This is a genomic window from Ralstonia pickettii, from assembly GCF_001699815.1.
In the GTDB taxonomy this organism is placed as follows: Bacteria; Pseudomonadota; Gammaproteobacteria; order Burkholderiales; family Burkholderiaceae; genus Ralstonia; species Ralstonia thomasii.
The window spans coordinates 1-25172 of sequence record NZ_MCGB01000070.1 but is presented as its reverse complement, the minus strand read 5'-3'; the positions used below and the strand labels follow the sequence as shown (position 1 = coordinate 25172).

At 65.0% G+C, this 25172-nt stretch carries 20 protein-coding genes, 1 pseudogene and 1 riboswitch; of the genes and pseudogenes, 12 read left to right on the top strand and 9 right to left on the bottom strand.

What is annotated here, in order from left to right; translation table 11 throughout:
• The first annotated feature begins 69 nt into the window (after window positions 1-69).
• Window positions 70-987 carry a DMT family transporter gene (locus BEK68_RS14005; protein WP_012430264.1) on the top strand — a complete coding sequence of 306 codons (918 nt, stop codon included), beginning with the start codon at window positions 70-72 and terminating at the stop codon, window positions 985-987.
• Here the strand turns inward: BEK68_RS14005 and BEK68_RS14000 are convergent.
• Both BEK68_RS14000 and BEK68_RS13995 read right to left on the bottom strand, forming a co-directional pair.
• Window positions 984-2564, bottom strand: coding sequence for a TerC family protein (locus tag BEK68_RS14000; RefSeq protein ID WP_004627460.1), 1581 nt, complete (start codon window positions 2562-2564; stop codon window positions 984-986). The genes BEK68_RS14005 and BEK68_RS14000 overlap by 4 nt on opposite strands.
• A gap of 123 nt (window positions 2565-2687) precedes the next feature.
• On the bottom strand, window positions 2688-4079 hold the full coding sequence (locus BEK68_RS13995; RefSeq protein WP_012430263.1) for a cytochrome-c peroxidase: 1392 nt from the start codon (window positions 4077-4079) through the stop codon (window positions 2688-2690).
• A 274-nt stretch (window positions 4080-4353) separates the two neighbouring features.
• Between BEK68_RS13995 and acpA the strand changes: the two genes are divergently transcribed.
• Entirely contained in the window at window positions 4354-6516 is a 2163-nt protein-coding gene (gene acpA, locus BEK68_RS13990; protein WP_012430262.1) for an acid phosphatase, read from the top strand.
• Between the two features lie 65 nt (window positions 6517-6581).
• Here the strand turns inward: acpA and BEK68_RS13985 are convergent, their stop codons facing one another.
• Window positions 6582-6830 (bottom strand): dodecin, encoded by a 249-nt coding sequence (locus BEK68_RS13985; protein ID WP_004627468.1) that lies wholly within the window; start codon window positions 6828-6830, stop codon window positions 6582-6584.
• Between the two features lie 353 nt (window positions 6831-7183).
• Between BEK68_RS13985 and BEK68_RS13980 the strand changes: the two genes are divergently transcribed.
• The gene (locus tag BEK68_RS13980) at window positions 7184-7462 is read left to right on the top strand and encodes a hypothetical protein (protein WP_004627470.1); all 279 of its coding nucleotides are present in this window, start codon (window positions 7184-7186) and stop codon (window positions 7460-7462) included.
• A gap of 18 nt (window positions 7463-7480) precedes the next feature.
• On the opposite strand, the gene BEK68_RS13975 is transcribed toward BEK68_RS13980, so the two are convergent.
• Window positions 7481-7837, bottom strand: a complete 357-nt coding sequence (locus tag BEK68_RS13975; RefSeq protein WP_012430261.1) for a DUF3175 domain-containing protein — start codon at window positions 7835-7837, stop codon at window positions 7481-7483.
• A 152-nt stretch (window positions 7838-7989) separates the two neighbouring features.
• Here BEK68_RS13975 and BEK68_RS13970 point away from each other — a divergent pair, with 152 nt between their 5' ends.
• From BEK68_RS13970 to BEK68_RS13960, 3 genes are all read left to right on the top strand, one after another.
• Window positions 7990-9288, top strand: a complete 1299-nt coding sequence (locus BEK68_RS13970) for an MFS transporter (protein WP_012430260.1) — start codon at window positions 7990-7992, stop codon at window positions 9286-9288.
• A 139-nt stretch (window positions 9289-9427) separates the two neighbouring features.
• Window positions 9428-11476: an ATP-binding protein gene (locus BEK68_RS13965; RefSeq protein WP_024542573.1), complete on the top strand. Its 2049-nt coding sequence runs from the start codon at window positions 9428-9430 to the stop codon at window positions 11474-11476.
• A gap of 267 nt (window positions 11477-11743) precedes the next feature.
• Window positions 11744-14173: a penicillin acylase family protein gene (locus BEK68_RS13960; RefSeq protein WP_012430258.1), complete on the top strand. Its 2430-nt coding sequence runs from the start codon at window positions 11744-11746 to the stop codon at window positions 14171-14173.
• A gap of 327 nt (window positions 14174-14500) precedes the next feature.
• Here BEK68_RS13960 and BEK68_RS13955 read toward each other — a convergent pair whose 3' ends face one another.
• Window positions 14501-15427 carry a sugar kinase gene (locus BEK68_RS13955; RefSeq protein WP_012430257.1) on the bottom strand — a complete coding sequence of 309 codons (927 nt, stop codon included), beginning with the start codon at window positions 15425-15427 and terminating at the stop codon, window positions 14501-14503.
• Window positions 15428-15439: 12 nt separating this feature from the next.
• Complete coding sequence (locus BEK68_RS13950; RefSeq protein ID WP_012430256.1) at window positions 15440-16717, bottom strand: amino acid deaminase; 1278 nt, start codon at window positions 16715-16717, stop codon at window positions 15440-15442.
• 162 nt (window positions 16718-16879) lie between these two features.
• On the opposite strand from BEK68_RS13950, the gene BEK68_RS13945 reads away from it, so the two are divergent.
• The 5 genes from BEK68_RS13945 to BEK68_RS13925 all read left to right on the top strand — a co-directional run bounded on the left by BEK68_RS13945 (window position 16880) and on the right by BEK68_RS13925 (window position 21757).
• Window positions 16880-17749: a MurR/RpiR family transcriptional regulator gene (locus BEK68_RS13945; protein WP_024542574.1), complete on the top strand. Its 870-nt coding sequence runs from the start codon at window positions 16880-16882 to the stop codon at window positions 17747-17749.
• Between the two features lies 1 nt (window position 17750).
• Window positions 17751-19235: a D-aminoacylase gene (locus BEK68_RS13940; protein WP_012430255.1), complete on the top strand. Its 1485-nt coding sequence runs from the start codon at window positions 17751-17753 to the stop codon at window positions 19233-19235.
• A gap of 41 nt (window positions 19236-19276) precedes the next feature.
• Entirely contained in the window at window positions 19277-19663 is a 387-nt protein-coding gene (locus BEK68_RS13935) for a RidA family protein (RefSeq protein WP_009240594.1), read from the top strand.
• An 80-nt stretch (window positions 19664-19743) separates the two neighbouring features.
• Window positions 19744-21096 carry a gluconate:H+ symporter gene (locus BEK68_RS13930; protein WP_009240593.1) on the top strand — a complete coding sequence of 451 codons (1353 nt, stop codon included), beginning with the start codon at window positions 19744-19746 and terminating at the stop codon, window positions 21094-21096.
• Between the two features lie 34 nt (window positions 21097-21130).
• On the top strand, window positions 21131-21757 hold the full coding sequence (locus tag BEK68_RS13925; RefSeq protein WP_004627491.1) for a bifunctional 4-hydroxy-2-oxoglutarate aldolase/2-dehydro-3-deoxy-phosphogluconate aldolase: 627 nt from the start codon (window positions 21131-21133) through the stop codon (window positions 21755-21757).
• A gap of 34 nt (window positions 21758-21791) precedes the next feature.
• On the opposite strand, the gene ribB is transcribed toward BEK68_RS13925, so the two are convergent.
• Window positions 21792-22517, bottom strand: coding sequence for a 3,4-dihydroxy-2-butanone-4-phosphate synthase (ribB, locus tag BEK68_RS13920; RefSeq protein ID WP_012430254.1), 726 nt, complete (start codon window positions 22515-22517; stop codon window positions 21792-21794).
• Window positions 22518-22643: 126 nt separating this feature from the next.
• Window positions 22644-22799: riboswitch (FMN riboswitch) on the bottom strand.
• Window positions 22800-22897: 98 nt separating this feature from the next.
• Window positions 22898-23024: pseudogene (locus BEK68_RS25510) on the bottom strand (Zn-dependent hydrolase); the annotation flags it as partial.
• A gap of 177 nt (window positions 23025-23201) precedes the next feature.
• Here BEK68_RS25510 and BEK68_RS13910 point away from each other — a divergent pair.
• Window positions 23202-24857 (top strand): ArnT family glycosyltransferase, encoded by a 1656-nt coding sequence (locus BEK68_RS13910; protein WP_015855708.1) that lies wholly within the window; start codon window positions 23202-23204, stop codon window positions 24855-24857.
• Window positions 24858-24942: 85 nt separating this feature from the next.
• Here BEK68_RS13910 and BEK68_RS13905 read toward each other — a convergent pair.
• Window positions 24943-25172 (bottom strand): putative hemolysin (locus BEK68_RS13905; RefSeq protein ID WP_139111353.1); only part of this gene is annotated, 230 nt, incomplete at its 5' end.

The window sequence follows — 25172 nt, the reverse complement described above, 5'->3', positions numbered from 1 at the left end:
TGCAATTTCGTTCAAGACGCACGCATCGCGTGGGCCCATCCTGCGGCTTCCACACACGCGGGATGCGATATGTCAAAACTGTCCAATCGACTCGAAGGCTGCCTCTACCTTGCGCTGGCCATGGTGCTGGTGGGCAGCACCGTGGCCGCCAGCAAGATCATCGCGGCGGGCTTGCCGCCCTTTACGGCGACAGCGTTGCGCTTTGCGATGGCGCTGCCGATGTTCCTCGTCATCATGCGCATGACCCGCACGCGCTGGCCCGTGCTTGCACGCCGCGATTGGGTACTGCTCTTCCTGCAGGCAGCCGCCGGCAGCGTGGGCTATACGACGCTGCTCATTTCGGGCCTGCGGCACACGTCAGCGGCAGATGCAGGCGTCATCGTCGGCACGCTGCCGGTCATGTCGGCGCTCATCGCGATCGTGCTGCTGGGCGAACGACCCGGCCGCGCGGTGCTGGGGGCGATTGGGCTGGCCACCGCCGGCGTGTTGGCCATCGCCCTGCAGCCGCGCGGCGACGCGACACATCCGCTGCTCGGCAACCTGCTGGTGATGGGCGCCGTGGTGTGCGAGGGGCTCTTCATCCTGCTCAACAAGCGGCTGCGCACGCCGGTGCCGCCGCTTGCGCTGTCGGCATTGATGAGTGCGTTCGGTTTGCTGACGGCGCTGGTGCCCGCGCTGTGGGAAGCGCCTTGGCAGTTGCACGCATCGGTGCAGACAACGCACGCGCTGATGGCGGTGGCCTACTACGCCATCGTGCCGACAGTCGGTGGTTTCATGCTCTGGTATACCGGGGCTGCGCGCGTCAGCGGTGCGGAGGCATCGCTGTTCACCGCGCTGGCACCCGTGGCAGCCGTGCTGTTCGCAGCAACGCTGCTCGGCGAGGCCGTCAGCACGCGTCAGGTAGGCGGCATTGCGTGCGTGCTGGCAGGTGTGCTCAGCCTTGGTTTGGCGCGCGCACCAAGGCCGCTTTCATCGACGACGTCTTAGGCTTCCGCCTCGGGTGCCGTCACATCTTCCATGCGCTCGATGCGCACGCGCACGATGCGGCGGCTGCCGGCTTCGAGGATCTGGAAACGCAGATCGTGGCGCACCAGCGTGTCGCCCACTTCAGGCAGGCGGTCCCATTGGTTGAAAAGATAGCCGCCCAGGCTCGTGGCGCCGCCGCCTTCGTCAAGCAGCCACTCGACGTGCAGCACGTCTTCGAGCTGGCGCAGGTCCGCCTCGCCGGCGACTTCCCAGCAGCCATCGCTGACTTCCACTACGCCAAGGCGTTCGTCTTCATCGGGGAATTCACCCGCAATGGCTTCGAGCACGTCGATGGGCGTCACCACACCTTGCACCACGTCCAGCGGATCGGTCACCACCAGCATGCGCCCGCGCGCACGCTTGAGCTGATCCATCAGGCGCAGGATGCCGATGTTGTCGGACACCTTGAGCGCGGGCTTCACGCTGCGGTCCACGTCGATGGAGCCGCGCGTGTCGAGATCGCCCATCAGGTCTTTGGCGCGCGCCACGCCCAGCAGGTCATCCAGCCCGCCGCGGCACACCGGAAACTGGTTGTGCGGCACCGCCAGCAGCAACTTGCGCGTGACGGCCACGTCGGCATCCAGATCCACCCACGAAATATCGTGGCGCGGCGTCATGATCGAGCGCACCGAGCGCTCGGCCAGGTCGAGCACGCCGCTGACCATGCTGCGCTCTTCCGGACGGAACACGGTCTCGGGCACGGACTGGCCAGCCGCGTGCGAAACCGCTTCGTGCGATTCGGACTCCGCCGGCGCGCCACGGCGGTCGCCCAACAGGCTCAGCACCGCATCGGCGGTGCGCTCGCGCAGCGGGCGGCGGCGCTCGTAGCGCACGGTATTGCGCTGGGCCATCTGGTTGAAGAACTCGATCAGGATCGAGAAACCGATGGCCGCATATAGATAGCCCTTGGGAATATGAAAGCCCAGGCCCTCGGCCACCAGCGAGAAGCCGATCATCAGCAGGAAGCTCAGGCACAGCACCACCACCGTGCGATGCGCGTTGACGAACTCCGTCAGCGGGCGCGAGGCAAACAGCATGGCGCCCATGGCGACCACCACGGCCGCCATCATCACCGGCAGGTCGTTGACCATGCCCACGGCAGTGATGACGGAGTCGATGGAGAACACCGCATCGAGAATCACCACCTGCACAATGACATTCCAGAACTTGCCGTGGCCGCTGCCATGGCTTTCGTCTTGCGGCTGGCCGTCCAGGCGTTCGTGCAGTTCGGACGTGGCCTTGAACAGCAGGAAGAAGCCGCCCAGCAGCAGGATGATCGATCGGCCCGACAGATCGACCGGCCCAAGCGTGAGCAACGGCCTGGTGAGCCCGATCAGCCAAGACATGGCGGCCAGCAGCACCATGCGCATCAGCAAGGCCAGCCCCAGCCCGATCACGCGGGCGCGGTCGCGCAGCGCCGGCGGCAGCTTGTTGACCAGGATGGCGATGAAAACGAGGTTGTCGATGCCGAGAACGATCTCGAGCACCACCAGGGTAAACAGGCCAATCCAGACGGACGGGTCAGCAAGCCAGGTCATAGCGGGAAGTAGAAGACAGCAGAAAGACGATCCGCCGATGATAACCGCAGCGCAAGCACGGCTTTGCGCGAATCCGTCGCAAGGTGTTGCAACAAACGGGCCGCGGGGCTTGGATTGCGAGGCTTAGCGCTGTGCGACGCGGCTGCCGCCTTGGCTGCCGGATTGCGTCGCCCGCACGGGGCGATAGCCGTCGGTGAGCGTCTTGAGAAACGCAACGATGTCGCGCACGTCGGCCTCGGACAGCACAGGCTTGTCGCCCGGCTTGCCGCCAAACGGCGGCTCCATGTTGACGTTGGCGCGGTACTGGGTCGGCAGATCATCGAACTTGTCGACCGTGCCGTCAGCCTTGCGCGGGTACCACTTCTGCGGCTGCGTGTCGCGCTGGGCGTAGAAGCGCACCGCGTCTTCCAGCGAGTGGATGGCGCCGTTGTGGAAGAACGTCTTGCGCAGCGCCACGTTGCGCAGCGACGGCGTGCGGAAGCGGCCGCAATAGTCCGTGCGGTCTTTGAGATCGGTCCGGTCGGGGCCGCACAGGCCCAGGTCGAAGAACTTCGGATCCGCATTGGCGGCCAGCGAGCGATTGCGTGGCACGCCCACGGCGATGTGGCCAAAATCGGTGAAGGCCGGGAACGCCCCGTCCTGCTTGATGGCGCTCACGTGGCACGACGCGCAGTTGCCCTTGGCCGGATCGGCAAACGCCTTCAGCCCGCGCAACTCCTGCGGCGACAGCTTCACCTGCTTGCGCAAGAACGCGTCGTACTTGCTGTCATACGGATAGAACTCGGACGGTGTTTCCTGGAAGACCTCGAGCACCATCAGTGCCGCGCGGAAGGCGGTGTCTTCGTTGTCGAGGATGTCGTTGCCGAATACCTGGCGGAACGTCTGCGCGTGGCGGCCATTGCGCAGCTTGGCCACGACGCTGGCCTGCGTTCCGTTGGCCATCTCGTGCCCCGACAGCAGCGGGATGCGCGCCTGGTCGTGCGTGGACGACACGCGGCCATCCCACGTGTAGCCGCCGGTCGGGCCCTGGTCTTCCGAGTCGTTGCCGTCGCTCTCGTAAAAGTGTTCGGAGAACGGCGGCACCTTCTGCAGATAGCGCAGCGATGGTGCTGCGCGCACGCCCGTCTTGTTCATGCCCGTGCCGCCAAGCTGGACCGACAGATCGTTCGGTGGGCCATAGGCATGTGTCGGGCTATGGCAGCTGGCGCAGGCCTGCTTGCCCGAGGCAGACAGGGCAGGATCGAAGAACAGCGCCTTGCCAAGCGCCGCCATTGCAGGCACCGACGGGCGGCGCGTAGCCATCATCGTGTAGAAGGCTTTCTCGTAGGCAGGGGCCGCTGCGGGCTTTACGCCCGCCGCCGTCGATGGCGCCACCGCTGCTGGTGCCGAAGCCGCCACGGTTGCGGCATGGGCCGCAGGATCGCCCCGCCCGCACCCGCACAACACGACGACCACGCCGGCAAGCGCCGATACGGCGATCACGCGAAACGTTGCAGCGGGCAGCACACGGGACATTTTCGACAGGCGGGATTTTGCAAACCTTGCAACTTAGCACGGCGGCCATGACACTTTGATGTCGTCAAACGTCTGTCACGTCAGCCCTTGGAGATGACCCGTGGTGGCAAATGTCTTCAAACGATCGGTGGTACCCCTGCTCATCCTGACGATGGTCATCACGCTCAACTGGGGCGAAATCAGCTCCACGCCAGCGTTCTCATCATCAACTTGTCACACACGAAGCACAGACTCCGGCTCGCTTTCGTCCCCCACACAACAATCCAGGGAAATCATGAGCCGAGCGCTTCGTCTTTTGCCGCTGACCGCGTTGGTTGCTGCCAGCATGTCTGCCTGTGGTGGCAGTGATTCGAACAGCAGTGCCTCCGCGTCCACCTCTGGCGTGGTGACCGGCAGCTACTTCGAACATGCCAAAGTTTGTATCGACGCCAACAACAACGGCAAGTGCGATTCGGGTGAAGCCAGCACCTATACCGATGCCAACGGCGCGTACTCGCTGTCGGGCACGGGCGCCATCACCGTGGAAATCGGCACGGACGCTTTCCGCAACGACCCGGACAAGGGTACGCATACGGCCATCACGCAGCCGCTGGTGTTCCGCGCACCGGCCGGTGCCAATGCTGTTGTCAGCGCCATCTCGACCGAACTGGCGGTGCTGATGGACAGCAACGGCGGTGACATCAACGCTGCCAAGACGGCACTGGCCGCTCGCCTTGGCGTGACGATCGACAAGCTGCTGGAAGACCACAACAAGGAAACCGACGCTGACACCAAAACTGCGCTGCAGGCTGAGATCGACCAGGCCATCGATCTGATCGCTGACGCCGTTGCCAATGGTGGCGACATCGACAAGCGCCTGCACGACGGGGTGACCAAGCGCATGGCGCTGGCAAACAACGTCAAAACGATCGTGGTCATCTACGCAGAAAACCGCGGTTTCGACAACCTGTACGGCCTGTTCCCGGGCGCCAATGGCATCCCCGGTGTGAACCCGACCTCGACGGGCACTGCCGTTGCGCAGAAAGACTTCGACGGCTCCGTGCTGCCGACGCTGCCGCCCACCTGGGGTGGCGTGACCGCCGCCGGCCAGAGCGTGCAGATCACGCAGGCTTCCACCGCCAACATGCCGAACCAGATGTTCCAGATCGACAGCCCGTCGGGCTTCGGCAGCACGGGCACGGTGGTCGGCCAGAACGTCATCACGCGTGACCTCTGGCACCGCTTCTATCAGAACCAGATGCAGATCAACGGCGGCAAGAACGACAAGTTCGCCGCCTTTGCCGATGCCGGCGGCCTGACCATGGGCTACTACGACGGCAGCAAGATGGCCATGTGGAACATCGCCAAGCAATACACGCTGGCGGACAACTTCTTCATGGGCGCCTTCGGCGGTTCGTTCCTGAACCACCAGTACCTGGTCTGCGCGTGCGCACCGATCTACCCGAACGCAAAGGCGTCGCCGGCGGTCAACAGCATTGCCAACGTCAAGACGAATGCAGACGGCAGCCCGACGCTCATCCCGGCTGCAAGCTCGGTGATGGCCGGTGCGCCGACCTCATACGCAGGCGCTGGCGACGATGGCAATCCCACGAAGGACGGCAGCCTGACGCCGGTCGACAGCAACGGCAACTCGTACGCCGTCAACACGATGCAGCCGCCGTACCAGCCCTCGGGCAACGCCGTAGCCAGCGGCAACGCAGCCTATGCTGATCCGACCAAGGCGTCGACGATGCCGAAGCAGTCGACCACCAACATCGGTGACCTGCTGACCGCCCGTGGCGTGGACTGGGCCTGGTACGCCGGCGCCTGGAACGCGGCCATCGCCGACGCTCCGAACACCACGCGCAGCGTGATCTACAGCGGCGCGATCCAGTTCCAGCCGCACCACCAGCCGTTCAACTACTTCAGCCGCTTCGACCCGGCCACGACCACCGGCGCCGCCGAGCGTGCGGCCCACCTGCGCGACTACGACGCCGCCTTCCTGCAAGACGCAGCCGCAGGCAAGCTGCCCGCCGTCACGTTCTACAAGCCGCAAGGCAACCTGAACCAGCACCCGGGCTACGCCAATGTGGCTGACGGCGACGCGCACATCGTCAACGTGATCGCCCAGCTGCAGAAGAGCCCGCAGTGGAAGAACATGGTGATCGTCGTGACGTATGACGAAAACGGTGGCTTCTACGACCACGCCACGGTGCCGAAGGCCGACCGCTGGGGCCCGGGCACGCGTATCCCGGCGATCATCGTCTCGCCGTTCGCCAAGAAGGGTTTCGTTGACCACACCCAGTACGACACGGCTTCGGTCCTGCGCCTGATCACGCACCGCTTCGACCTGCCGACGCTGCCGGGTATCAAGCAACGTGACGACGCGCTCGTCTCCAACGGCAACAAGCCGATGGGCGACCTGACCAACGCGCTGGATTTCACGCAGGCTCAATAACGCTGCAACGCAGTCATCGTGAAAAAGGCGGCCGGAGCAATCCGGGCCGCCTTTTTCTTCACCCGCTATTTGCCCTTCTTCTTGCCGGCGGGCTTTTCGCTTTCCAGCGTCTCCAGCCGCATCCCGACCTTGAGCGTCACCTGCCAATGCGCGATCTTGCCGTCGACGAGATGGCCACGCGTTTCCAGGACTTCAAACCAATCCAGATGGTTGAGCGTTTCGCTTGCCCGTGCGATGGCATTGCGTACCGCCGCATCGCTGGACTCGGGAGAAGAGCCGACCAGCTCGATCAACTTGTAGGTATGGGAACCCATATTGCCTCCTTATTGGCATGGTTGGAACGTCGGCAGGGGTGCCTGCAAGGCGCGATGTGCATGTGGTTGGTTTGATGCGCGCGGCATGGCACTTACCAGAATGGCACCTGTCCCCCCGCCTTGATAGCCCGGATTTACACGGGCCTAAAATTTTTGGCGGTTAATTGCGTTTACAAATCTGACAAATATCGTCAACGGACCGACGCGTGACGTCAAACCCGCGCGCATGTCGAGCGCCCCGCTGCCGTTGATGTGCCACTTTTCGGGCGGCCACTCGGCATGTCCGCGCCCAACGGGGCTGGTACGGAACCTGCGTTGGAGTGCATATCCGTTTTCCCCAAAGAGGAGGCGCCATGCGCCACCCCGAACAACAAGCACTCGCCTCATACCCGCCGCTGTCGGCCGTGCCGCCCTCACCGGCCACGCAAGAAACCGCACGGCTGATCGCTGAGACCATCCCCTTCAATCTCGAGCGCGGCGGCCGGACCATCGAAGCCACCTATTCAACCCGCAACGGCATCGTGACCGTCAAATACCGGGGCAAGACACTGTCCACGTATTCGCCGCAGAGTGACAACGCCGACTACAAGGCGGTGGCTCGCCAACTGCTCAGCGTCATGCTGACCATCTGAGCGGCGTCGCCCCTTCCATCAATGCCGGGCCTTGGCCGTGCTTTGGGCACGGCGGCCAAATTCGGCTCGCAGAGCATCCTTGGCACGTTCCAGAATCCGGCGACGCCCGCCGCTGAGGTTGTGCGCCGCCCGATTGATATAGAACGTCAGCATTGACATGGCCGACTGGAATGCCGTCCCCTTGCGCCGCCGGCTATGCTCGGCCGATGCCTTGAGCGACGCCGCAATCCGCGCGGGGCTGCGCAACTTGAAGATATCGGGTTCGATGTCCAGCGCGTCGCTGGTCTCCATGACGTGGCGCGACCAACGGTGGTTCTTCGGCTTGGCCGTCGATCTGGGCGGCGCCGGCTTTGACCGGGCGTTGTGCGTGGCCATGATGAAATCTCCTGTAATGATGTGCCAGCAGTTTCGCAAGCCGCGTACCCGCGCGGGCGGCTACAAGGGGGCGACTTCCGCTACGATGACGGACGCTTCACGCCTCCTTTCCGCCTCCTTCATTGATCGCCGGATACCGGCGCACATCCAACGTGTCTGGCGACGCCGGTCTTTCCCCCGCTTCCTCTTCCGCATCTGCGCAAACGCTGTCGCATGCGCCGTTTTCCTATCCCGCGTTCAGGCTGTTCTGGTTCGCCAGGCTGTCCACCACCTTCGCGTATCAGATGTTCGGGGTGGCCGTCGGCTGGCAGATCTACGACCTCACGCGCAGCGCCTATGTGCTGGGGCTGGTCGGGCTGGCGCAGTTTCTGCCGTCGGTGGTGCTGGTGCTGGCCTCCGGCCATATTGCGGACCGCTACGACCGGCGGTACGTCGTGCGCGCCTGCCAGGCCATCGAAGCCCTGGTGGCGCTCGCGCTGGCCGTCATGGCAGCCAATGGGCACGCAGGCGTGCAGCCGATCTTCCTGTGCGTGGTGGTGATTGGCGCGATGCGAGCGTTCGAGACGCCGACGCTGCAAGCGCTGTTGCCGACGCTGGTGCCCCTGCAGGCATTGCCGCGCGCGGTGGCGCTGTCCAGTTCGGCCGGGCAGACCGGCGTGATCCTGGGACCGGCGCTGGGCGGCTTTCTCTACGTGGCAGGCGCGCCGGTGGTGTATGCCACGGCAGCAGGGCTGTTCTTGCTCGCGCACGTGTTGCTGGCGCTGGTACGGATGGAGCGGGCGGCGCCCGTCAGCACGCCGGTCAGCCTCGAATCGCTGTTCGCGGGTATTGCGTTCATCAAGGGGCGGCCGGTGGTGCTGGGCGCCATCTCGCTCGACCTGTTTGCGGTACTGCTGGGCGGCGCGACGGCGCTGCTGCCGATCTACGCGCGCGACATCCTTGGCACAGGCGCATGGGGGCTGGGGCTGCTGCGCTCGGCGCCGGCGGTGGGGGCGCTGGGCATGGCGCTTTTCCTGGCGCACCGTCCGCTGGATCGGCACGTCGGCCGGGTGATGTTTGCCGCCGTGGCGGTGTTCGGGCTGGCGACGCTGGTATTTGGGGTGTCGCACTGGCTGCCGCTGTCGATGCTGGCGCTGGTGCTGCTGGGGGCGTCCGACATGATCAGTGTGGTGATCCGCACTTCGCTGGTGCAGCTCGATACGCCCGATGCCATGCGCGGGCGCGTGAGCGCAGTCAATTCCGTGTTCGTGGGCGCGTCCAACCAGTTGGGCGAATTCGAATCGGGCATGCTGGCGGGGCTGCTTGGGCCGGTGGCCTCGGTGGTGATTGGCGGCCTCGGCACGCTGTTGGTGGTGGCAGCCTGGATGCGGCTGTTCCCGGCCCTGGCGCAACGCGACCGCATGCGCGATCCGCACCCGGCGGATGCCGGACACCCCTCTTCAGGGGGATAAACCCGCCAGACCGCGCCACTGCTGGCCTGAGCAAGAATCGGGCGCTGTCTTGCAAGCATGTCAGCGAAACCCCGATGGCATCGGTGGCGGCCAATTCGTATCCTGAGGCACCTTTGGCTGCTTTATTCTCCGCCCGGTATTGCGCCCGACTGTGACGTCCATCCTGCCCTCATCTTCCCGCCCGTCGGACGCGCGCGCTGCTGACCCTGCCCGGTTGCCGGACCCTGGGCCCTTCAGCAAGAGCGGGTTCAACGATGCCCCGGCCATTCGTCCATCGGCATGGCTGGTGGCGATGGGTGCGGCCGCCGTCGGCACGATTGGGCGGTTGCTGCTCGAATCGGCAATGGGCATCCATTTGCCGTTCTACCTGGCCTTTCCGGTGGTAACAATTGCCGCGTGGTATGGCGGCTTCTGGCCGGGGATGCTGGCCATCGTCTGCTATGCGGGGCTGTTCATCGCATTGGCTGCACTGCAAAGCTGGCCTGCCGCTGTGCCGCTCACGCCGATCCAGATGACGGTGTTTGGGGTGGGCGCACTGCTTATCTGCGCCTTGTGCGAGCAGTTGCGTCGTGCCCGCGCCGGGGCTGAACGGCGCGCGCGGGCCGAAACCCAGCAACGCCTGTCGCAGCAACGCCTGCTGGCCGCGCTGCAGGCTTCGCCCATTTCGCTCTACGACGTCGACAACACGATGCACTTCACGTGGGTGCACAACCCCGTGTTCGGCCTGCAGCCCGAGCAGTTGCTGGGACGGACGGTGCGCGAAGTGTTCGGCCGCCGCGCTGCATCGCGCCTGACCGAAGCCGGCCAGCGCGTCATCGCAACGGGCACGCCTACGCGCGTGGAGTTCGCGTTCCGGCGGCGCCACACGCAGCGCGTGGTCTACGACGTGGTGGTCATGCCGCTGCGCGACGACACCGGCGAGATCATCGGCCTGACGAACGCCGTGATCGACATCAGCGAACGCCGCCAGGCCGAGGCCCGCCGCACGCAGTTGCTCGAAGCCGAATCCCGCGCCCGCGAAGAGGCCGAGCGCGCCAGCCGCCTGAAAGACGACTTCCTGGCGACCGTCAGCCACGAGCTGCGCACGCCGCTCAATGCGGTGCTGGGCTGGGCGCAATTGCTGAACATGCGCGCGTACGACGAAGCGATGTTCAAGCGCGGCATTGAAGCCATCGAGCGCAGCGCCCGCACGCAGGTCCACCTCATCGACGACCTGCTCGACATGTCGGCCATCCTTTCGGGCAAGGTTCCACTGGAGATTGGCCCCGTAGATCTGGCCGACGTGCTGGAACGCGCGCGCGAGACCATCGAGCCGATGGCGCGCCAGAAGAACATCACCATCGAGACCGAATTCCTGCCCGTGCCGATGCTGCAAGGCGATGCCGGGCGCCTGAAGCAGGTGTTCTGGAACCTGCTGGCCAATGCCGTCAAGTTCACGCCCGAGGGCGGCCACATCCGGCTCTCGGTGCATCCGGCGCCCGAAGGCGTGGTCGCCACCGTGCGCGACACCGGCATCGGCATCGAGCCCACCTTCCTGCCGCATATTTTTGATCGGTTCCAGCAGGCGGACCTGTCCAGCACGCGTCGGCACGGCGGGCTCGGGCTGGGGTTGGCGATTGCCAAACAACTCGTCGAACTGCACCACGGCCGCATCACGGCAGCCAGCAGCGGTGCGGACCGTGGCACCACCATGGCCGTGTCGTTGCCGCTGCATGCCGCGCAGCCGGGCGAACAGGCCAACCGCACGCCGGGCCTCGTCGCGGGGACGGGCGTGCCGACACTGGACGGCATCCGCGTGCTGGCAGTGGATGACAACCCCGAGTCGCTCGGCGTGATCGCGCTGATGCTCGAGCGCTACGGGGCCGACGTTGTCACCGTATCCAGCGGGGCGGCCGCACTCGATGCGCTGGAACATGCAGTCGCCAACGCCTACCCGTTCGATGCGCTGGTCAGCGACCTCGCCATGCCGGGCATGGACGGCATGCAGTTAGTGCGGGCCGTGCGCGAACGCGGTTGGACCGACCTGCCCGCCATCGCAGTGACGGCATTTGCCGACCCGATCCGCCTGAAGGCGGCGAAGGAGGCCGGGTACCAATCCGTCATCACCAAGCCGATTTTCCCGGGCGAACTGGGCCACGTGCTGGCCGCCAATGTGCATCGCAAGACCGGGCCTGAAACGCTGGTGTGACACATCGGCAACCATGCCGTGACGGAATGGTTGACTGAACAAAAGTCATTGGCGCAAGTGGCGGCGCATCCGCATACTCATAGGCCTGTGCCGATCGGTGGGCATCTCTCCCCTAGCTGTTGCCAGCACCCGCTCACACGATCGGCTAGCTTGCCCTTCCCATCAGCCGCGCTCGCGGTTGTCTGCTGCATCCATAAGAACGCCTGAACCTAGTTGCCCATCTGGGCTGCGCTGGCATTCCGGGCTCAGAGAGGAGACTGCATCGCCATGCCTATCCGTTCGCTTTCCATTCTGCTGTCTGCCGTTGCACTCGGGTTTTCCGCGCAGGCCGTTGCCAAGGATGCGCACACAGCTGCCGCCCAGACCATCGCCGTGCCCGGCCTGTCAAAGCCCGCCGACATCCTGATCGACCGCTGGGGCGTGCCGCACATCTATGCCAGGAGCGAAGACGACGGCTTTTTCGCGCAAGGCTTCAACGCCGCGCGAGACCGCCTGTTCCAGATCGACCTGTGGCGCCGCCGGGGCCTGGGTCAGCTTTCGGAAGTGTTCGGCCCGGCCTATGTGGAACAGGATCGCGCCACGCGGCTGTTCCTCTATCGCGGTGACATGCAGGTCGAATGGAACCACTACAGCCCCGATGCGCAGCGCATTGCCACGCGCTTCGTGGCCGGCATCAACGCGTATGTCGACTGGCTGGCTAAGCATCCGGAGCAGATGCCGTTCGAGTTCCGCAAGCTCAACTACGCGCCCGCGCATTGGGCACCGGAAGACGTGGTGCGCATCCGCAGCCACGGCCTGACGCGCAATCTGCAATCGGAAGTTGCACGTGCCAACGTGGCCTGCAAGGCCAACCTTTCCGACGACACCGTCCGCTTCCGCCTGCAGCCCGCTTGGCAAACCCAGTTGCCCGAAGGCCTGGACCCATGCCTGCCGAAGGATCTGCTGAGGGTCTTCACGCTTGCCACGCAGGGCGCGCGCCTCACGCCCGAATCCCTCAAGGGCGTAGACGTCGACAGCACGCGCGTGGCAGCCGCTGCCAACCTTGAAGAGACCATGGAGGGCAGCAACAACTGGGTGATCGCGCCGGGCAAATCCACCACCGGCCGCGCCGTGATGGCCAACGACCCGCACCGCGCGTATTCGGCACCCAGCCTGCGCTACATCGCCCATGTCAGCACGCCCACGCTCGACATCATCGGCGCCGGCGAGCCCTCGCTGCCGGCCGTGTCGATCGGGCACAACGGGCACGTGGCGTTTGGCCTGACCATCTTCAACATCGACCAAGAAGACCTGTACGTCTACGAACTGAACCCGGCCAACAACGGCGAGTACCGCTACAACGGCGGCTGGGAGCCCTTCATCGTGCTGCACGAAACCGTGAAGGTGCGCGGCGGTGAATCCCGCCCCGTCGACCTGACCTTCACGCGCCACGGCCCCGTCATCTACATCGATGCCGAGAAGCACCGCGCGTATGCCGTGCGCTCCGCGTGGCTGTCGCCGGGCATGTCACCCTATTTCGGCTCGGTCGGCTACATGCGCGCACGCACGTTCGCGCAGTTCAGGCAGTCCATGATGAACTGGGGTGCGCCTACGGAAAACCAGGTCTACGCAGACACGAAGGGCAACATCGGCTGGGTGCCGGGCGGCCTCGCCCCGATCCGCCCGAACTGGGACGGCCTGCTGCCAGTGCCCGGGGACGGCCGCTATGAATGGGCCGGCTTCTGGCGCGGCGACCAACTGCCCAGCAGCTACAACCCGAAGTCCGGCTATTTCACCTCGTCCAACGAGATGAACCTGCCGGCGGATTACCCGTACCGCGAACGCAAACTCGGCTTTGAGTGGACCAACGGCTCGCGCCACGTACGCATTGACGAAGTGCTGTCCAAGCTGGACAAAGTGTCGATCGAAGATTCGATGCGCCTGCAGAACGACATGGTGTCGATCCCGGCGCGCAGGCTGACGGCCCTGCTGGCGCCGCTGTCGTCCGACGACGCCGACACGCAGGCTGCGCTCAATCTGTTCAAGGGCTGGAACGCGACCATGCTGGCGGATTCTCCGCAAGCCGCGCTGCATGAGGTCTGGTTCACGCATCACCTGGGCCGCGCATTCAAGAACGCCGTGCTTTCCAAGGCCAGCGCCGAAGCAATGGCCGCGCCCGACACCGACGTCATGCTCGACACGCTGGAGCACCCGCAAGGCAGCGATCGCAAGTTCGGCGAAGACCCGCAGCAAGCCGCCGCCAAACGCGATGCCGTGCTGCTCGACAGCCTGAAGAATGCGTGGACCGACATGGTCAAGCGCCAGGGCCCGAACCCGCAAGCGTGGAACTGGGGCCAGCTGCATCACAACCTGAACGCCCATCCGTTCACCGCCATCGTCGACGAGGCAACGCGCGCCAAGCTCAACGTCGGCCCCACCCCCGAAGGCGGCAGCCCCTACACGCCGAATCAATCCACGTATCGCGCGAGCGATTTCCTGCAGACGAACGGCCCCTCGTTCCGCACGGTGGTGGACGTCGGCAAGTGGGACAACTCGCGCGCCGTCAACCTGCCCGGCCAGTCCGGCAACCCCGACAGCCCGCACTACCGCGACCTGGCACCGCTGTGGCTCAAGGGCAAGTACTTCCCGCTGCTGTATTCGCGCAAGGCGGTGGAAGCGGCGACCGAGTCGCGCGTGCATCTGGTGCCGGGGAAGTAAGCACACGATGCGCAAGAAAAAACGCCACCGCAAATACGCGGTGGCGTTTTTCTTTACCCAACAAGAACACAACTGGGCACCAACACAGGCACACGACGGTTTGGCCGTACCCTGCCCTAGATGGCGCCTTGAATTTCTGTTGCAGAGAGGAGAAAGGGCGCAGGCCTGTTTGAGCGAAGCGAGTTGCCTGCGCTCCCTCTCTGCGACATAAATTCAAGGAGGGGGTCGCCATCTCGGGCGCGCCTTTCTTTGCTTACTTTCTTTGGCAAGACAAAGAAAGTGAGTCAGCCCCGGCAGGGGATGAAATAAGGGACATACCAACAGCGCCTAATCAGCCTGAACTTGACCCAACGCCGCCCGCACCACCTCCGCCCGCGGAATCGGCGCCACAGCGCTATACCCCGTTGTAGAAATCGCAGCCGCCACATTGGCATACCGCGCCGCCTCTACCGGCGAATCTCCGGCAACAATCCGCGCCACAAACGCACCACCAAAACAATCCCCCGCGCCGGTCGCATCGACAGCATTGACCGTATGACGCGGCACCAGCGTACGGGACTCCGGTGTGGCCACATAGCAACCTTCCGCGCCCATCTTGAGCGCCACCAGCTTCACGCCCCAGCCGAGCAGCGTATCGACAATGCCGTCATGGTCATGGCAGTCGAGCAACACCGTCACGTCATCCCAACTCGGCAGGCACAGATCGCACGTTCGCATCGCTTCCTGCATCACGGCGCGGGCACGCGCCAGCGGCCACAGGCGCAAGCGCAGGTTGGTGTCGAACGAGACGAGCACACCCGCCGCCCGCGCATGGGCCATCGCCGCCAAACCGGCGTCGCATGCGGTATCGCTGATCGCCAGGCTGATCCCCGACAGGTGAAACGCCTTGGCCGCCGCTATCGCCTGCAACGGCAACTGCGCCGTCTGGAAGCGGCTCGCTGCGGAGCCCGCGCGCAGGTAGTCAAAGTGGTGACCACGCGCATCGTGCGAAACGAAGTACAGGCCCGTTGGCGCCTGCGTGTCGGTGTGCACGTAGGTGTGGTCCACGCCTTCGTCCTGCCACAGCCCGCGCAGCGCCTGGCCGAAGCGGTCGGCGCCCACCGCGCTGATGTAGCCCGTGCGTGCGCCCTGCCGTGCCGCGGCAATGCAGAAGTTCGACGTATCGCCGCCGAAGCCGAAATTCCACGACGTGCTGCCGGAATCCGCCTGGTTGAATTCGATCAACGCTTCGCCGTAGGCGAGGATGTCTGCCATGGGCGGCCCCGCTCAGAAGTAGGTCTGCACAACGTCGACCACGTTGTAGGCGTCGTCAACGACAGAAATCTGGCGCCACTTGTCGAAGGTGAGGCACGGGTGCGAGATGTCGAAGGCGATCATGTCGCCGACCTTGATGTCGTCGCCGGGGGCGATCTTCAGGTAGGCATGCTGATCCATCATGCCGGTGACTTCCCAGTGCGCCGGCGTGGCTGACGGCGTCTTGTCACCTGGGCGGAAATGCAGCACTGGCAGTGGCAGACCCGCGTCGAATGCGGCGTCACGCTTGCCCATTGCGATGATGGCGCGCTCAGCCTCCGGCACGGATTGCACATAGGCCCAAAGCTGGAGCGCAGGCAGCAGGCTCGAACGCATCTTGTGCGCAATCGGGTTGTTGGCGTCGATACGGGTCTGCGCCGCGCGGTAGATGCCCACGTCGTGCGTCAGGTAGCAGCCCGGGCGCAGCACCACATCCAACGGCTGGCCGATATTGGCCTTGGCGAACTCTTCGGCCACGACGTCGTACCAAGCCGAACCGGCACCGGTCAGCACGGCCGGCGTGCGTTGCAGGCGCCCGCCCTTTGCCAGATCACCCATCACCTTCACGGCGCGCTGCAGGAAGGTGCGGATATCCGCTTCTTCCTTGATCACGCCTTCATAGACTTCGACGCCCGCGAGTTTGACGGCGCCATTGGCACGCGTGAGCGCATCGAGCACCGATTGCAGTTGCGCATCGTCGCGCACGCCCGTGCGGCCGCCCTGCACGCCCAGTTCGATCAACACCTGGATCGGGCGCCCCGTCTTACCGAAGAAGGCAGCAAGCTGATCGACCTGATCCGCCGCATCCACCAGGCAGAAGAATTCGAACGTCGGATCGGCCAGCAACTCGGCGAGGATCGCCATGTTGCGCTTGCCCACCAGCTGGTTGGCCATCAGCACGCGACGCACGCCGTGGGCGTACGCAATGCGCGTCTGGTGCGCCGTTGCCAGTGTGATGCCCCACGCACCGCCGGCCAACTGACGTTGGAACAGGCGCGGCGCCATCGTCGTCTTGCCATGCGGCGCGAGTTTGGCGCCGTATTCGCTCACGAAGCGCTGCATCCACGCCAGGTTGTGCTCCACGCGGGATTGCGAGAGCACCGCTGCGGGCAGGTTCAGGTCTTCGTTCAATACATTCCAGCGCTGGGCAGCGATCTGCTCCGGCGCGCATGCGGCTTCCAACGCACCCAAGCCCTTGTCGAGCGGGTTGACGACAGCGTTGGCGTCTCCTTGGTACTTTGTATCACTCATGGGAATCGACTCGTGTTCCTTTGGGGGTAAACATCGGGTTGACACAATGATAGTGGCGAAACTATTCTCCGGGCCAGCCTGTTACAAAGTACCAAAACACTCTCAAAGCCGCTATCCGGACGACTACCGGGGGCCAGAATGCGAGACCCTAAGCCCGACCCCATGCGTGAACCGATGGACATCGTGACCCGACTCTCCCAGCGTGCCGCTGAACTGCGCCCCGCCGAGCAGAAGGTCGCGCAGACCGTCCTGAGCGACATCGCGGAGGCCGCCGCCGGCAGCATCCAGACGCTTGCCGAACGCGCCGGCGTGAGTGAGGCTAGCGTCACCCGTTTTGCCAAGGCGATGGGCTGCCGTGACGTGCGCGAACTCAAGCTCAAGCTAGCGCAGGCAGCCGCAGTCGGCCAGCGCTTTCTGGATGGCGGCGCGGACCGCCCGCCGTCCAGCGCAGACGGCATCCTGGCCGACATCAGCAACGTGCTGGAAGCCAACCGCGCCCTGGTGCAGCCGGAGGCATTCCGCGCCGCGGCCGTCGCACTGGTGGCGGCGCGCATGATTGCCGTGTTCGGCATGGGCGGTGGCTCGACCACCATGGCCGACGAAATGCGCTACCGGCTGGCCCGCCTGGGACGGCCGGTCACCACCTATCATGATTCGATGCTGCAGCGGATGGTCGCGGCCACGCTCAGCCCGGACGATGTGGTGGTCGTGTTTTCCGTGACCGGCCACGTGCCGGAGGTCATCGACAGCGTGACCATCGCGCGCGAGTACGGCGCCAGGATCGTCGCCATCACGGCCATCGGCTCGCCGCTGGCGGCGCTGGCCGATGTCTTGCTGCCGATCCAGGCCATGGAAACCGATTTCATCTTCAAGCCGTCGTCATCGCGCTACGCCATGATGATGATGATCGACTTGCTGGCCACCGAAGTCGCACTGCAGCAAGCCGATCGCAGCAAGGAACTGTTACGGCGCATCAAGTACGTGCTCGATGCGCATCGCGGCGGCGGCAATCGTCAGCCGCTCGGAGATTGACATGCAGCAGTACGACACCGTCATCCGTCAGGTCCGCATTGTGGACGGCAGCGGCCACGACCCCGAGGCCACGCTGTTCGACGTCGCCATCACCGACGGCCGCATCGCCGCCATCGCCACATCGGACTCCACCGCCTGGCTGGGCGATGAGGAAATCGCTGGCGAAGGCCGCGTCCTCGCCCCCGGCTTCATCGACGTGCACACGCACGACGACACCAACGTGATCCGCACGCCCGACATGCTGTGCAAGGTGTCACAGGGCATTACGACGGTCATCGTCGGAAACTGCGGTATCAGCGCGTCGCCGGCCACGCTCAAGGGCGAGCCGCCCGATCCGATGAACCTGCTGGGGCCTACCAGCGCGTTTGCGTACCCGACCTTCGCATCGTACGTGGACGCCGTCGAGCGCGCGCAACCCGCTGTGAACGTTGCCGCGCTGGTCGGGCACACGGCACTGCGCAATAACCATCTGGACCGCCTCGACCGCCCCGCCACCGCTGGCGAGGTTGAAGGCATGCGCGCACAGTTGCGCGAGGCGCTCGACCACGGCGCGCTCGGCCTGTCGACAGGCCTGGCCTACGCCAACGCCTTTGCGTCGACCACCGAAGAAGTGATGGGCCTGGCGGAGCCGCTGGCCGAAGCTGGCGCGATCTACACGACGCATCTGCGCACCGAATTTGCGGCGATTCTCGATGCGATGGACGAGGCGTACCGCGTCGGCAAACATGCGCGCGTGCCGGTGGTGATCTCACACCTGAAATGCGCAGGCGCTGCCAATTGGGGCCGCGCGGGCGAGGTGCTGGAATCCATCGAAGGTGCACAGTGCTATCAGCCGGTGGGTTGCGACTGCTATCCGTACACCGCAAGCTCGTCCACGCTGGACCTCAAGCAGGTGACGGACGAATTCGACATCTTCATCACATGGTCGGAGCCCGAACCCAGCATGGCCGGGCAGACGCTCAAGGAGATTGCGGCCGCGTGGGGCACCGACCTGGTGGACGCCGCGCGCCGCCTGCAGCCGGCCGGCGCCGTGTACCACAACATGTCCGCGCAGGATCTGGACCGCATCATCACCCACCCCGCCACCGTCATCGGCTCCGATGGCCTGCCGAACGATCCGAAGCCGCATCCGCGCCTGTGGGGCGCCTTCCCGCGCGTGCTCGGCTACTACAGCCGGGAGCGCAAGCTGCTCTCGCTCGCAGCCGCCATCCGCAAGATGACAGGCCAGTCCGCCGAGCGTTTCGGCCTGACCGAACGCGGCCTGGTGCGTGAAGGCTACTGGGCCGATCTCGTGCTGTTCGACCCCGAAACGGTGCGCGATGTCGCCACCTTTACCGACCCGCAGCAACCGGCGGCGGGCATTGCGGCGGTGTGGGTCAACGGCCATCTGTCATATCAGGACGGCGCGGTGCAGCCGCATCGGGCGGGCCGCTTCCTCAAGCGTGGGCCCCGTGCGCACGCAGCTGTGACCGCGGAAACTCACTGAATCCAAGTTTTGTTTGCAAGTTTGAAAGAAGGAACGTAGCGATGACGATTACCCGAATTGGCGTTGAAGGCGGCACCGGCACCGGTGGCCAGCACCTCCCCTTTGCCCGCGCAGCCGGCGCAGACGGCTGGCTGTTCGTTTCGGGCCAGACGCCCATGGTGAACGGCGAGGTGGTCGGCAACGGCATCGTCGAGCAATCGCACCAGACCATCAAGAACGTGCTCGCCATCCTGGCCGAAGCGGGCTACGGGCCCGAGCACGTCGTGCGCTGTGGCGTGTGGCTGGATGACCCGCGCGACTTCCAGTCGTTCAACAAGGTGTTCAAGGAGTACTTCGGTGCCAACCCGCCCGCGCGCGCCTGCGTGGTGTCGAGCATGGTCATCGACTGCAAGGTTGAAGTCGATTGCGTGGCGTACAAGAAGCCGTAATCCGCATTTTCGTAAAGGCGCCCTGCACGACGGGGCGCCCAGACAACAAGAGCCGTGAATATCCCTGAGGAGGAAACCCGATGGTCCCGATGCAAGGCAACTCGCTATTGCTGACCGCCGCGCTAGCGGTGGTCGCACTGATTTACCTGATTGCTGTCCAGAAACTGAACCCGTTCGTCACGCTGATCGTCGTCTCGCTTGTGCTGGGCGTGGTAGTTGGCATGCCGATGGGCAACATCGTCAAGGCGTTCGAAACCGGGGTGGGCAACACGCTCGGCCACATCGCCCTTGTGGTGGGCCTCGGGACGATGCTCGGCAAGATGATGGCGGAATCAGGGGGTGCCGAGCGCATCGCCAAAACGCTCATCAGTGCCTTTGGCGAGAAGAACGCGCACTGGGCCATGATGGTCGTGGCGTTCATCATCGGCTTGCCGGTCTTCTTTGAAGTCGGCTTTGTGCTGCTGATCCCGATTGCGTTCAACGTGGCCAAGCGCACGGGTACGCCGATCCTGCTGGTGGGCCTGCCAATGGTGGCCGGTCTGTCGGTGGTGCATGGCCTGATCCCCCCGCACCCGGCCGCGCTGCTGGCCGTGACGGCTTACCAGGCCGACATCGGCAAGACGATCATGTATGCGCTGATCGTCGGCCTGCCGACTGCCATCCTGGCCGGTCCGCTGTGGGCGATGCTGGTCTCGCGCTACGTCAAGCCGGACGAAAACAACCCGCTGGCCGCCCAATTTGTTGAAGCCGACCAGAAGCGCGAGCTGCCGGGCTTTGGCGTGACGCTGTTCACGATCCTGCTGCCGGTGGTGCTGATGCTGATCGGCAGCTGGGCCGACCTGATCGTCGCGCCCAAGACGCTGGCAAACGACATCCTGAAGCTGGCCGGCAACTCCGTGATGGCCCTGCTGATTGCCGCCATCGTGAGCTTCTACACGTTCGGCAAGGCACGCGGCTTCAACCGCGAGACCATCCTCAAGTTCACCAACGAGTGTCTGGCACCGATCGCCACGATCACGCTGGTGGTGGGTGCGGGCGGCGGCTTCGGCCAGATCCTGCGTGATTCGGGCGTGTCGAAGGCCATCGTGGCCGTCGCCACCGATGCACATCTGTCGCCGCTGCTGCTGGGCTGGGTGGTGGCCGTGCTGATCCGTATCGCTACGGGTTCGGCCACGGTGGCCATGACGACCGCCTGCGGTATCGTCGCCCCGATCGCCGCCGCCTCGGGCGCCGCCGTCAAGCCGGAGCTGATGGTGCTGGCCACCGGCGCGGGGTCGCTGATCCTGTCGCACGTGAACGACGGTGGCTTCTGGCTGGTGAAGGAGTACTTCAACCTGACCGTGCCGCAGACCTTCAAGACGTGGACGGTGCTGGAAACCATCATCTCGATCGTCGCGCTGCTGCTCACGCTGGCGCTGGCGACCGTCGTTTAAGCTTGTTCCGTTGATGTTGATCTAGGAGAACGTTGTGGGTATCGATTCCGTCGTCAAGGCCGGCCCGGTCATCCCGGTGCTGCAGTTCCAATCTGTCGATGAAGGCGTCAAGGTGTGCCGCGCGCTGTACGAGGGCGGTATCCGCACGTTCGAGATCACGATGCGCACGCCGGTAGCGCTGGACGTGATCCGGGCCGTGGTGAAGGACCTGGGCAGCGACGCCATCGTCGGTGCCGGCACGCTCACGCGGCCGGAGCATTTCCAGCAGGCGAAGGATGCCGGTGCGGTGTTTGCGGTATCGCCGGGCATTACGCCCATGCTGGCCGCGGCACAGGGGAAGACTGAACTGGACTGGCTGCCCGGCATCGCCACGCCGTCCGAGCTGATCCTGGCGCTGGAGTTCGGCCTGACGACGCTCAAGTTCTTCCCGGCCGAAGCGGCTGGCGGCATCCCGATGCTCAAGTCGATCTACGGGCCGTTCGGCGATGTGCGTTTCTGCCCGACCGGCGGCATCACGCCGCAAAGCGCGCCCGACTACCTCGCGCTGCCCAACGTGGTGTGTGTGGGCGGCTCATGGATGGTGCCCAAGGACAAGGTCGCTGCCGGCGACTGGGCAGGCATCACGGCGCTCGCCAAGGAAGCAGCCGCGCTCAAGCGGTAATCAGCGTCACCTCTCTCGCGCGGCCGGCTGGTCGTCAGACAAAGCTGACCGCGCGCTCCATCTGCTCCCGATATTGAACGATATCTTCAATGGTCAGCACCGGCAGGTTGTGCTGATCGGCGAAGCGCACCGCGTCGTCACGGCGCGCCATGGTGCCGTCGGGCAGCATCAATTCGCATAGCACTGCGGCCGGCGGCAAGCCTGCCAGACGTGCCAGGTCGACCGAGCCTTCGGTGTGACCGCGGCGCGTGAGCACGCCACCCTCCTTTGCCACCAGCGGGAATACGTGCCCCGGGCTGACAACCGATTGCGTATCGGCATCCGGCGCGATGGCCGCGCGGATTGTCGTGATACGGTCCGCCGCCGATACGCCGGTGCTCACGCCGGTGCGGGCTTCGATCGACACCGTGAACGCCGTGCCGTACTGGCTGCGGTTGTCTTCCACCATCGGACGCAAGCCGAGCGACGCGCTCTTCTCCGCCGTCAGGCACAGGCAGACGATGCCGCTGCATTCCCGAATCAGCATGGCCATGCTGGCCTGCGTGAGCTTGTCGGCGGCGACGATGAGGTCAACCTCGTTTTCGCGATCGGCATCGTCGAGCACGACAACGGGCACGCCAAGCCGAACTGCATCGAGCGCGGCGGCCATGCGCGCAGGCATGTCGGCCGGATCGAAGCGGGCTTCGATGGCATCAAAGGCCACATTCGCGGCAAGCAATGCGGGCGGGTGAACTGCAGGGGATTGCTGAGTGGACAACATGGAAACGCTCCTCGCAAGATTGGCGACAAGACGTTCCAGGGCAAGCAGACAAACACGCGCGAGCCATGCAGCGGCGCAGCCCGGCACAAAGCCAGGCGTGCTCCTGTAGCACGAGCGTGTTGTTCCGCACATCTTCTTCCATCCGGACTCTGACCGTCGGCCCCGGCATTTCACCGGATCTGCTGACCCCTGCATGCAGGCGCATGCAAGGCGCTCGCGGGCTCACGGACACACGGTCCGCATACCGCCGGTGGGGAATTTCACCCCGCCCTGAAGACGTACTGAACCGGCAGGATCGCCGGCAAGCGCAATGCTACCGCAACAAGTTGCAACGATTCGACCCTACTGACGGGTCGGGCAAAGCGCCATCCCGCGCTCTGTCACCGAGCCAGCATGGCATGCAGCAGCACATCGGCGCCGCGCATCTTCGGCTTCGTTGTGGCTCAGACCATTGACGCACGGGATGAAGATCGTCGCCGTCGGGCAATGCTTGGCAATGTGGATGGCGTAATCGTTGTCGAGCTGGGCTTTGTTCATACGCGCTACAGGTCAGGGGCAAGACATTTGGCCAGGCTAACCATCCGCTAACCCTGCATCGACTAGAATCCAAGCCTTTCCGACCGTGCTCGCTATCGCCGCCCCCGCATGGAATCCCGCCTAGTCTCTGCCCGCCGCTCGCCATGGATGGCGCTGATCGTTGTCGCTCTCATCGGCGTGTTTCTCGCGCTGTGGACGGACGACCTGTTCCAGCGCTCCACCCTGTTCCGACCCGATGAAGGCCGCTATGCGGAGATCCCGCGCGAGATGGTGGTCTCCGGCGACTGGGTGACGCCGCGCCTGAACGATCTCAAATATTTCGAGAAGCCGCCCCTGCAGTATTGGACGACGGCTGCCACGTTCCAGGCATTCGGCGTCAGCGCCTGGGGAGCGCGCCTGTGGCCGGTGCTGTTCGGCCTGGGCGGCATCCTGATGACGGCCTGGACGCTGGCGGCCTATCGCGGTGGGCGGGCGGCGGCAACCGGCGCAGCGATTCTCGCCTCGTCGCTGCTGTATCTGCTATTCGGGCAGGTCATCACGCTCGACATGGGCGTGGGCTTCTTCCTGACCGTCGGTGCGTGCGGTTTTGCGCTCGCGCAGCGGCCCGGTGCATCCCGTGGTGGGCGGCTCGCGTGGATGCTGGTGGTCTGGCTGGCGCTGGCGGGCGCGACGCTCACCAAAGGATTGATCGGGCTGGTCGTCCCCGGGCTGATCGGCGTGGCCTATCTGCTGATGACGCGCGACTGGGCGCTGATCCGCCGCATGCATTGGCTCCCGGGCCTTGCGCTGTACCTGATCGCCACGGTGCCGTGGTTCGTGATCGTGCAGCAGCGCAACCCGGAGTTCTTCAACTTCTTCTTCATCCACGAGCATTTCCAGCGCTTCCTGACTAACGAGCACCATCGCAGCGGCAAGTGGTGGTACTTCATCGCGGTGGGCGCGGCGGGGCTGCTGCCGTGGACGCCGCTGCTGTTTGCAGCCATCGGACGTCGGGTGGGTCGCGCGGCCGATCTGTTTGTCGGCACGCGGCAGTTTGACCTGATGCGCTGGTCGATTGCGTGGGCGGGGATGATCTTCCTGTTCTTCTCGGCATCGAACTCGAAGCTGCCGGGCTATATCGTGCCGGCCTTCCCCGCGCTGGCGATCGTGCTGGCACTGGCGCTGGAGAAGATGCCGACCCGCGCGGTCGCATGGTCGCTGGGCGTCAATCTGCTGATCGCCATCGGGCTATGGTTTGCCGTGCCGATGATCGGCGCCAAGGCCGGCGCCAAGATGCCCGCCGAACAGGTTGCGCTGGCCATGCCGGCGCTGCGCGAGGTGATGGCCATGCTGGCTGCCGGCACGCTGGCCGCTCTCGTGGCGCTGCGCTGGCAGCGGCGCACAGTGGCCGTGATCGTGCTGTCGGTCTCCGCCCTGTTCTGCTGGGACCGCATTCTCAACGCCAGCGAGATCTTCCGCGACGCGCTGTCTGCCCGCGACGTCATCGAAAAGACGCTGAATGCGACGGGCCCGATTCCCGCCGAGACACCGTTCTACTCAGTCGAGTGGCTGGACCAGACCGCCATCTACTACCTCGGTCGGCCGATGACGCTGGTCTCGGGCTTTGACGAGCTGGAAATGGGCGCCGGCCTGGAGCCAAACAAGGTGGTTGCCACCACGGACGCATGGATCAAGCGCTGGACCGACGGGCCACCCGCCTACGCATTCATGCGCCGCACGACGTGGCAGAAGCTGCAGGAAGCGGGCGTGCCGATGCGGCTGGTGGCTGAATCTGCCGACAAGGTGGTGGTGGCGCGGCGGTAAGCCTCTCCAAACCAATCGCATCCCCCAAACAAGAAGGGCAGCAACATCTGCGGCCCTTTTCATTACCTGCGGCGACTGCCGGCACTCACCACGTACAACTGCCGCGCAGGAACGCCCATTCCTCGCATTCGTCGCCGCCGGGGCTGACGCAGGTTCCCACTTCAGCGCCGTTGGCGCGCGTGGAAAACTCAAGCTGACCGCCGCGCTGCAGGCAATACGTGGATGCCGGATTCGCCATGCCGGGCGTTGCGCGTGGCGGTTCGGTGTCGCCGGCAGGCGGAGGCGCGTAGGCCGGCGGCTGGGCGGGCGCCGGCT